The sequence below is a fragment of the Streptomyces sp. NPDC057424 genome, from assembly GCF_042803315.1.
Lineage (GTDB): Bacteria > Actinomycetota > Actinomycetes > Streptomycetales > Streptomycetaceae > Streptomyces.
In genome coordinates this window covers 158,832-167,804 of the sequence record NZ_JBHVCP010000011.1, presented here as the reverse complement: position 1 = coordinate 167,804, position 8,973 = coordinate 158,832, and the positions used below count along the sequence as shown (strand labels likewise).

The following is an 8,973-nucleotide window of genomic DNA, read 5'->3' as shown; positions in this document are numbered from 1 at the left end:
GCGCCCTGTGGGAGGCGAACACACCCGTCGACTTCGCCCACCCCGAGCACGACCCGCGCGGGCAAGCAGGGGGCGTCCCCGTCAGTCGCGTTCCGTCACGACGGCGGCTCAGCCGAACCGGCCGCCGTTGCCGTTCCCGCCGCCGTTGCTCTGGCCGCGGAAGAAGCCCTCCGGGATGGAGAAGGAAGGTGTCGGGAAGGGCTCGCCGCCGCCTCCGCCGTTGTTGCCGCCGACCAGGCCGCCGATGAAGCCGGCGTTGTCACCGGTGTCGCCGTTGCCCCCGTCGTCTCGGTTGCCGTCCCCGTCACCGCGGTCCCGGGGCTTGCTGTCGGGGATGTGGACGGTGTTGAACTGCTCGACCGGCTTGCCCTCCAGCGCGCCGCTCATCATGTCGCCCCAGATGGGGCCGGGGACCTCGCCACCGAACACCTTGTCGTGCGGGACGCCTCCGATGGTGATGCCGACCATCTTCCGCTTGTGCGCGGGGTCGCCGACCCACACGGCACCGGCCATGTTCGGCGTGTAGCCCACGAACCAGGCCGCGTAGCGCTCGTCCGTCGTACCGGTCTTACCGGCGCTGGGGCGGCTGTCGAGGCCGGCCTTCTTGCCCGTACCGTCCTCGACGACGCCCTTCAGCAGCGTGTTGATCGTGTCGGCGGTGTTCTCCGACATCGCGCGCGAGCACGTCGACTTCGGCACCTCGAGCGACGTGGTCTTGTCACCGACCCGCCGGCTGACGGACTCGATGGCGACCGGCGTGCAGTACATGCCGCGCGAGGCGAAGGTCGCGTACGCGTTCGCCATGGTCAGCGGAGACGTCTCCTGGGTGCCGAGGGCGATGGAGGGCACCTGGGGCATCTTGTCGCCGTCGGCCCGCACGACGCCCATCTTCTTCGCCATGGTCGTGACCGGGCAGATGCCGATGTCGCTGATCATCTGCACGTAGTAGGTGTTGACCGACTTGGCGGTCGCCTCCCGCATGTCGTACGGGCCGACCTCGGAGGAGTTCTCGTTCTCGAGCTTGGCCGGAGCGTCGCGGTCGTTCACCCACCGCTTGCCGTCACACGCCGAGACGGGGCTCGGGTACGCCATCCGGTACGGCGACGAGTACGTCTTGTTCGCCGGCATGCCGTCCTCGATGGCCGCGGCGGCCACGATCGGCTTGAACGTCGAACCGGGCTGGTAGCCCATGCCGCCGCCCATCGACTGGTTGACGGAGAGGTTGAGGGTCGTCTCGCCCTTCTTGATGTTGACGCCGTACGGACGCGACTGGCCCATGGCGAGGACCTTGCCGGTGCCGGGCTGGACGATGGAGACGGCGGTGGCCACCTCGTCGCTCTGGTAGACGTGGTCCTTGATGGACCGCTGCGCCGCCTTCTGGGCCTTCGGGTCCATGGTCGTGCGGACGGTGAGGCCGCCCTGGTTCCAGATCTTCGCGCGCTGCTCCCGGGTCTTGCCGAAGACCGGGTCGGTCAGGAAGACCTCGCGCACGTAGTCACAGAAGAAGCCCGCGCCCTTGACCGCCGTGATGCAGCCGTTCTTGGGCTTGCTGACCTTCAGCCCGAGCGGTGCCTTCATCGCTTCGGCGGCCTGCGCCCTGGAGATGTCGCCGACGTCCGCCATGCGCTGCAGCACGGTGTTGCGGCGCTTGGTGGCCTCCGCCTCGTCGTTGACCGGGTCGTACCGGCTGGGCGACTGGACGATGCCGGCGAGCAGGGCCGACTCCTCGATGCTGAGGTCCTTGGCGGACTTGGAGAAGTAGCGCTGGGCCGCGGCCTCGACACCGTAGGCCTGCTGGCCGAAGAACGTGATGTTCAGGTAGTTCTCGAGGATCTTCTTCTTGCCCAGCTCCTCCTCGACCTGGATCGCGTACTTGAGCTCGCGGATCTTGCGGCCGATGGTCTGCTGGGTGGCCTGCGCGACCTTCGTCGCGTCGTCACCCGCCTCCTCGACGAAGACGTTCTTCACGTACTGCTGCGTCAGGGTCGAGGCGCCCTGGGCGACCTCACCGCTGCGCGCGTTCTTGTTGAGGGCGCGCAGGACGCCCTTCAGGTCGACCGCGCCGTGCTGGTAGAAGCGCGAGTCCTCGATCGCGACGATCGCCTTCTGCATGTACGGCGAGATGTCCTTGAGGGGGACCACCGTGCGGTCACGCGAGTAGACCGTGGCGATCTGGCCGCCGTCGGCATCGAGGATCGTGGTGCGCTGACTCAGCGGCGGGGTCTTCATGGTGGCCGGGAGCTCGTCGAAGCTCTCGACCGATCCCTTGGCCGCAAGTCCCAGCGCGCCCACCGCGGGGAGTGCGATGCCGGCCAGCACGGCTCCCGCGAGGACACTGACACCGAGGAACTTGGCGGCCTGCTGCGTGGGAGACAGACCACCGCCCGAGCGCTTGTTTGGCATGAGGGCAGCCTACGTTCTCATTCTCCGGACAGGCGTATAGGCCTTGGCCTAAGCTGCTCTCAACTGTCACAGCAGTGAGGTCACGTATCAATACGTCCGGCGACCCCGAATCGTTCCGGGTGTTCCCCAACTTTTTTGGTGGGGCTGTGTCCGAATCCGCCTTGTGTGTCATACGGCGTCCGTTGTGACGCAGCTGAACTGTCCCGGTTTGTCGGGAAGGTTACGTATGTCGCCAGCTCACTCCCCCGGGTGATCTGCCGCTTACCCATAGTCCGTTCGGGCCATTCAAGATTGGGCCCGAAGGGGGTGTTGCGGTGTGCCCACCTTCCGTAACGTCCTCAACTGGCGGCGGTGAATATGCCGCTGCCGCCGTGGGGGAGCCTCGATTCGGGAGAGGACGGCGCCGGTATGGGCTGGGTAACCGACTGGAGTGCGCAGGCGGCCTGCCGCACTACCGATCCGGATGAACTGTTCGTTCAAGGAGCAGCGCAGAACAGGGCCAAGGCGGTGTGCACCGGATGCCCGGTGCGCACGGAGTGCCTGGCCGACGCGCTCGACAACCGCGTCGAGTTCGGCGTGTGGGGAGGCATGACGGAGCGGGAGCGCCGCGCACTGCTGCGCAGGCGTCCCACTGTGACCTCCTGGCGCCGGCTGCTGGAGACGGCGCGCACGGAGTACGAGCGGGGGTGCGGTGTCCTGCCCCTCGACGACGACGAGATCTACGAGAACTACGCGGCGGTGAGCTGAGGACTTCCCTCCGGGAACTCCCCAGCAGGTCGAGGTCTGAGGGCCCCTTTCCGGGCCCTACGCCGTCGCCTGCGGAACCTGCGTCGTTGCTACACGGGCCCTGCGTCGTTGCAACACGGGCCCTGCACCGTCGCATAGGAGCCCTGCGCCTCGCCGGGTTGCCCTCAGGCAGTCGCCTCGGGCGGCTCTGGCTGGTCGGCGGGTTCGGGCAGTGCGCGCTCGTCGGCCGCGAGGCGGTCGCCGATGTCGCGCAGTCCCGCGAGGTCGTGCACGTCGCCGGGCAGCGCGGCGACTTCCGTCACGGCCACCTCGGGGTGGAGCGCGGTGAAGCGGTCACGTGTGCGCTGCTCACGGGAGAGCAGCTGCATGCGATCGGCGTGCAGCCTCAGCAGGCCTGCCGTGAGCTGGTCGACGGACCGCTCGGTGTTCTCGGCGGGCTCGGTGTCCTCGGCGTCTTCGGTGGGGGAGCCACCCTCGGGAGTCGATGCCGTGGCCCGAGCTGGTGTTCCGGGCGTGGGAGAGTCTGAACTGTCCTGTGCGTCGGGGGAGTTACGAAGTACTGCTTTCCCGCCCTCCTGATCCACAATGCGGAGCTCTTCAAGATTTTCCGCGGCGGCGAGCGCCCGCTCGGCAGACAGCCGGTCGGCGCCGCTGCCGTGCACCCGGTTGAGCACGAGACCGGCGAGCGGCATGTCCTCCGCGGCCAGCCGCTCCACGAAGTACGCGGCCTCGCGCAGCGCGTCCCGCTCCGGCGCCGCGACCACGAGGAACGCCGTGCCGGGCGCCTGGAGCAGCTTGTACGTCGCGTCCGCGCGGGTGCGGAAGCCGCCGAAGGTGGTGTCCATCGCGGACACGAACGTCTGGACGTCCTTGAGGAGCTGACCGCCGAGCAGCTTGCCGAGGGTGCCGGTCATCATCGACATCCCGACGTTCAGGAACTTCATCCCGGCCCGGCCGCCCAGCTTCGCCGGTGCCGTCAGCAGCCGGATCAGCCGCCCGTCCAGGAACGAGCCGAGCCGCTTGGGCGCGTCCAGGAAGTCCAGCGCCGAACGGGACGGCGGGGTGTCGACGATGATCAGGTCCCACTCGTCCCGGGCCCGCAGCTGCCCGAGCTTCTCCATCGCCATGTACTCCTGCGTGCCTGCGAAGCCCGCCGAGAGCGACTGGTAGAAGGGGTTGGCCAGGATGGCGGCCGCCCGCTCGCGGTCCGCGTGCGCCTCGACGATCTCGTCGAAGGTGCGCTTCATGTCGAGCATCATCGCGTGCAGCTCGCCGCCCGCGGAGTCGTCGATGCCCTTCACCCGGCGCGGGGTGTTGTCCAGCGAGTCGATGCCCATGGACTGGGCGAGCCGGCGGGCCGGGTCGATGGTCAGGACGACCACCTTGCGGCCCCGCTCGGCCGCGCGCAGGCCGAGGGCCGCCGCGGTCGTGGTCTTGCCGACCCCGCCCGAGCCGCAGCAGACCACGATCCGGGTCTTCGGGTCCTCCAGCAGTGGATCCATGTCGAGCAGACGCGCGGGGGCGAGATGAGGGCGGGCCGGGTCGTGGGTGTGGGCCGGGTCCGGACGACTCATGACATCCCCTGCTTCCGACTCGTGACGGGTCTTGCCTGTCTGTCCTGGCTCATGACACGCCCTGCTCGCGCAGCTCGCGGGCCAGCTCGTACAGCCCCGCCACGTCCATGCCCTCGGCGAACAGCGGCAGTTCGTGCAGCGGCAGGCCCAGATCGGCCAGGACCGCGCGCTGCTCGTGCTCCAGCGTGTACCGCTCGGCGTACTCCTCGGCCTGCGTGAGCAGCGGGTCCACCAGCCGCTCGGCATGACCGCCGCGCCGCGCCCCGCCGAGCCCCGCGGACGACAGGGACCGCGCGACAGTGGAACGCGGGACCGTCCTTACGAGTTCCAGGTCGGTCTCGTCCAACACCTCCGGCCGGACCATGTTCACGATGATCCGCCCCACCGGCAGCCGGGCCGAACGCAGCTCGGCGATACCGTCCACGGTCTCCTGGACGGGCATCTCCTCCAGCAGCGTCACCAGGTGCACGGCCGTCTCGGGCGACTTCAGCACCCGCATCACCGCCTGTGCCTGATTGTGTATCGGGCCGATCTTGGCGAGGCCCGCGACCTCGTCGTTCACGTTCAGGAAGCGCGTGATCCGCCCGGTCGGCGGGGCGTCCATGACGACGTAGTCGTAGGTGAACCGCCCGCTGCGCTCCTTGCGGCGCACCGCCTCGCACGCCTTGCCGGTCAGGAGGACGTCCCTCAGGCCGGGCGCGATGGTGGTGGCGAAGTCGATCGCGCCGAGCTTCTTCAGGGCCCGTCCGGCGCCGCCCAGCTTGTAGAACATCTGGAGGTAGTCCAGAAGGGCCTGTTCGGGGTCGATGGCGAGTGCGTACACCTCCCCGCCCCCGGGTGCTACCGCGATTTTCCGTTCCTCATAAGGCAGCGCCTCCGTTTCGAAGAGCTGCGCGATGCCCTGACGGCCCTCGACCTCGACGAGAAGCGTCCGCTTCCCCGCCGTGGCCAGGGCCAGCGCTAGGGCCGCGGCCACCGTGGTCTTGCCGGTACCGCCCTTGCCACTGACGACCTGGAGCCTGCTCACGTATTCGAGCCTAACCAGTCCGTGCCCGGGCTACGCGGGAGGCTGTGGACAACCGGGGCCGTGGTCGGCCGCGTACCCCCTGCCCGCCAGGGGCTAGAGTCGGCCGTATGACCAAGTGGGAATACTCGACTGTGCCGCTGCTCGTCCACGCCACGAAGCAGATTCTGGACACCTGGGGCGAGGACGGCTGGGAGCTCGTCCAGGTCGTGCCCGGGCCGAACAACCCCGAGCAGCTCGTGGCCTACCTGAAGCGGGAGAAGCAGTAGTGGGCGCCGTCGAGGCGAAGCTGGCCGAGCTCGGCCTGAGCCTGCCCGACGTCGTCCCGCCGCTCGCCGCGTACCAGCCGGCCGTGCAGTCCGGACCGTACGTCTACACCGCCGGGCAGCTCCCGATGGTGGACGGAAAGCTTCCGGTCACCGGCAAGGTCGGCGCTGAGGTCACCCCGGAGGAGGCCAAGGAGCTGGCACGCACGTGTGCGCTGAACGCCCTGGCCGCCGTCAAGTCCGTCGCCGGTGACCTGGACCGCATCGCGCGCGTGGTGAAGGTCGTCGGCTTCGTGGCCTCGGCCTCGGACTTCACGGGCCAGCCCGCGGTGCTGAACGGCGCGAGCGAGCTGCTCGGCGAGGTTCTCGGCGACAAGGGCGTGCACGCGCGCAGCGCGGTGGGCGTCGCGGTGCTCCCGCTGGACGCGCCGGTCGAGGTCGAGATCCAGGTGGAGCTCGCGTAGCACCCCGCCGGGCACCTCTTCGATGGCCCCAGCTGCGGAATCCGTCCCCGGGGCCACTCGAACATCCGCCCGTCACGGGATAGCCTCGCGCCCATGGCGAACGGTCAGTGGTACCCCCCGGAGTGGCCGGACCGCATCCGCGCACTCGCGGGCGGCACCCTCGCCCCGGTGACCCCGAAGCGCGCGGCCACCGTCATGCTCCTGAAGGACACCGGCAGCGGCACGGCCGTCCACATGCTGCGCAGACGCGCATCCATGGCCTTCGCCGGAGGCGCGTACGCGTATCCGGGCGGCGGCGTCGACCCGCGCGACGACGACCACCACGTCCGCTGGGCGGGCCCCACGCGCGCGTGGTGGGCGGACCGGCTCGGCGTCGACGAGACGGCGGCCCAGGCGATCGTCTGCGCGGCCGTACGCGAGACGTACGAGGAGGCGGGCGTGCTGCTCGCCGGGCCGGCCGCCGACGCGGTCGTCGGTGACACCACGGGCGCCGACTGGGAGGCGGACCGGGCCGCCCTGGTCGCCCGGGACCTGTCCTTCGCGGAGTTCCTGGACCGCCGCGGTCTGGTCCTGCGCTCCGACCTGCTCGGTGCCTGGACCCGCTGGATCACCCCGGAGTTCGAGGCGCGCCGCTACGACACCTGGTTCTTCGTGGCCGCGCTCCCCGAGGGGCAACGCACCCGCAACGCCTCCACGGAGGCCGACCGCACGGTGTGGATCTCCCCGCGCGAGGCGGCGGCCGGGTACGACAAGGGTGAGCTGCTGATGATGCCGCCGACGATCGCGACCCTGCGCCAGCTCACGGCGTACGAGACGGCCGTCCGGGCGCTCGATGCCGCCCCGGGGCGTGACCTCACGCCCGTCCTGGCCACCGCCCGCCTGGTGGACGGGGAGATCGTGCTCTCCTGGCCGGGCCACGACGAGTTCACCAAGCACATCGCGACCGGGGGAGCCACCGCATGACGGACGCAAGCGCCCTTCCCGGCCAGCCCCGCGGCGGGGTCCTCGCGGGGCCGGCCACCGCGCGGGCCGTCAACGTCCTGGCCCCCAACGCGTCGGCGATGACCCTGGACGGCACGAACACCTGGGTCGTCTCCGAGCCCGGCTCGGACCTGGCCGTGGTGGTCGACCCGGGTCCGCTGGACGACGGGCACCTGCGCCAGGTCGTCGCCACGGCCGAGCAGGCCGGCAAGCGCGTCGCTCTGACCCTGCTGACCCACGGCCACCCCGACCACGCGGAGGGCGCCGCCCGCTTCGCCGAACTGACCGGCACGCGCGTGCGTGCGCTCGACCCGGCACTGCGGCTGGGCGACGAAGGCCTGGCCACCGGAGACGTGATCACCACCGGCGGCCTGGAACTGCGCGTCGTACCGACCCCCGGCCACACCGCCGACTCCCTCTGTTTCCACCTCCCGGCCGACCGGGCGGTCCTCACCGGCGACACGATCCTCGGCCGCGGCACGACGGTCGTGGCCCACCCCGACGGCCGCCTCGGCGACTACCTGGACTCCCTGCGCCGCCTGCGCTCGCTCACGGTCGACGACGGCGTCCACACGGTCCTGCCGGGCCACGGCCCGGTCCTGGAAGACGCCCAGGGGGCCGTCGAGTACTACCTCGCCCACCGCGCCCACCGCCTCGCCCAGGTCGAGACGGCCGTCGAGGACGGCTACCGCACCCCCACCGAGGTCGTCACCCACGTCTACGCGGACGTGGACCGCTCCCTGTGGCCGGCGGCGGAACTGTCGGTACGGGCCCAGCTGGACTACCTGGAGGAGCACGGGCTCATCTAGGGCCTGGTGTGTGCAGCCCAGGTCGCCGACGCGCTCGCCGCCGGCCACGCCGACGGCGTCGTCCACCGCGACCTGGGGGCCCGGCGCCTCTCAGGGCCGCTGCGCCTTGACGCCGTGCACGCGTGCGTACTCCCCGGCGAGCCAGGGCCCGAGATCGCCGAGGTACGGCGCGGGCACGGCGGCCTCCCCGGCCGGCTCCCGTCCCAGGGCGGCCGCGGCCCGCATCTGCCCGCCACGCTCGGGGCAGTACCCGGCGAACGCCTCGGCCCTCTCGGGCAGGTCACGGGTCCAGCCGTTCCAGCGGGGCATGACGACCGTGCAGCCCGTACGGACCAGGGGCCGGGACATGAAGCGGACCAGGTGCCGGCGGGCCTCCTCCGTGTCGCCTGCCCCGGCGATCCGCCGGCGCCGGCGCGGGAGGAGCCGGGCCAGGTCGCTGCGGCTCACGCGCGCGGTCCCGCGCGGTATCGACCCGTAGAGGTGCGCGCTGTGCAGCCGGTGCCCGAACACGCCGGTCAGCCGGTCGCGTGTCGCGATGACGACCGGGCGGAAGGCATGGGGCACGTGGGCTAGCTGTACTGACCCGTGGGATCGGGGACGCGGACAGCCCTGCCGGTCGTGCGCTCACCCTGGGCGCGGGCCGGGCCCCCGTGGGGCGCTTTCGGCGCTCTTCGGCCTCTCTCTATGACGTCGGGCCCCGTCTCG

9 protein-coding genes are annotated in these 8,973 nt (G+C 70.8%); 5 read left to right on the top strand and 4 right to left on the bottom strand.

The window, feature by feature from the left end; translation table 11 throughout:
- Window positions 1–108: 108 nt before the first annotated feature.
- Complete coding sequence (locus tag ACFU3E_RS12785) at window positions 109–2,403, bottom strand: transglycosylase domain-containing protein (protein WP_384155676.1); 2,295 nt, start codon at window positions 2,401–2,403, stop codon at window positions 109–111.
- A 408-nt stretch (window positions 2,404–2,811) separates the two neighbouring features.
- Between ACFU3E_RS12785 and wblA the strand changes: the two genes are divergently transcribed.
- Window positions 2,812–3,150 carry a WhiB family transcriptional regulator gene (gene wblA, locus ACFU3E_RS12780; RefSeq protein WP_248509996.1) on the top strand — a complete coding sequence of 113 codons (339 nt, stop codon included), beginning with the start codon at window positions 2,812–2,814 and terminating at the stop codon, window positions 3,148–3,150.
- Window positions 3,151–3,314: 164 nt separating this feature from the next.
- Here wblA and ACFU3E_RS12775 read toward each other — a convergent pair whose 3' ends face one another.
- Window positions 3,315–4,724, bottom strand: a complete 1,410-nt coding sequence (locus tag ACFU3E_RS12775) for an ArsA family ATPase (protein ID WP_384155673.1) — start codon at window positions 4,722–4,724, stop codon at window positions 3,315–3,317.
- 49 nt (window positions 4,725–4,773) lie between these two features.
- Window positions 4,774–5,751 carry an ArsA-related P-loop ATPase gene (locus tag ACFU3E_RS12770; RefSeq protein WP_384155670.1) on the bottom strand — a complete coding sequence of 326 codons (978 nt, stop codon included), beginning with the start codon at window positions 5,749–5,751 and terminating at the stop codon, window positions 4,774–4,776.
- A 107-nt stretch (window positions 5,752–5,858) separates the two neighbouring features.
- On the opposite strand from ACFU3E_RS12770, the gene ACFU3E_RS12765 reads away from it, so the two are divergent.
- The 4 genes from ACFU3E_RS12765 to ACFU3E_RS12750 all read left to right on the top strand — a co-directional run bounded on the left by ACFU3E_RS12765 (window position 5,859) and on the right by ACFU3E_RS12750 (window position 8,268).
- Window positions 5,859–6,017, top strand: a complete 159-nt coding sequence (locus ACFU3E_RS12765; protein ID WP_097218487.1) for a DUF4177 domain-containing protein — start codon at window positions 5,859–5,861, stop codon at window positions 6,015–6,017.
- The gene (locus ACFU3E_RS12760) at window positions 6,017–6,478 is read left to right on the top strand and encodes a RidA family protein (RefSeq protein WP_031115991.1); all 462 of its coding nucleotides are present in this window, start codon (window positions 6,017–6,019) and stop codon (window positions 6,476–6,478) included. The genes ACFU3E_RS12765 and ACFU3E_RS12760 overlap by 1 nt, the downstream gene beginning before the upstream one ends.
- Window positions 6,479–6,571: 93 nt before the next feature.
- Complete coding sequence (locus ACFU3E_RS12755; RefSeq protein WP_384155666.1) at window positions 6,572–7,441, top strand: NUDIX hydrolase; 870 nt, start codon at window positions 6,572–6,574, stop codon at window positions 7,439–7,441.
- Window positions 7,438–8,268: an MBL fold metallo-hydrolase gene (locus ACFU3E_RS12750; RefSeq protein WP_384155663.1), complete on the top strand. Its 831-nt coding sequence runs from the start codon at window positions 7,438–7,440 to the stop codon at window positions 8,266–8,268. The genes ACFU3E_RS12755 and ACFU3E_RS12750 overlap by 4 nt, the downstream gene beginning before the upstream one ends.
- Window positions 8,269–8,358: 90 nt before the next feature.
- Here the strand turns inward: ACFU3E_RS12750 and ACFU3E_RS12745 are convergent, their stop codons facing one another.
- The gene (locus ACFU3E_RS12745) at window positions 8,359–8,832 is read right to left on the bottom strand and encodes a hypothetical protein (protein ID WP_384155660.1); all 474 of its coding nucleotides are present in this window, start codon (window positions 8,830–8,832) and stop codon (window positions 8,359–8,361) included.
- Between the last annotated feature and the right edge of the window lie 141 nt (window positions 8,833–8,973).

Bases quoted from the DNA above. Each gene is read 5' to 3' on its own strand.
- ACFU3E_RS12785 (WP_384155676.1), bottom strand. From the start codon at position 2,403: ATGCCAAACAAGCGCTCGGGCGGTGGTCTGTCTCCCACGCAGCAGGCC.
- wblA (WP_248509996.1), top strand. From the start codon at position 2,812: ATGGGCTGGGTAACCGACTGGAGTGCGCAGGCGGCCTGCCGCACTACC.
- ACFU3E_RS12755 (WP_384155666.1), top strand. From the start codon at position 6,572: ATGGCGAACGGTCAGTGGTACCCCCCGGAGTGGCCGGACCGCATCCGC.
- ACFU3E_RS12765 (WP_097218487.1), top strand. From the start codon at position 5,859: ATGACCAAGTGGGAATACTCGACTGTGCCGCTGCTCGTCCACGCCACG.
- ACFU3E_RS12750 (WP_384155663.1), top strand. From the start codon at position 7,438: ATGACGGACGCAAGCGCCCTTCCCGGCCAGCCCCGCGGCGGGGTCCTC.
- ACFU3E_RS12775 (WP_384155673.1), bottom strand. From the start codon at position 4,724: ATGAGTCGTCCGGACCCGGCCCACACCCACGACCCGGCCCGCCCTCAT.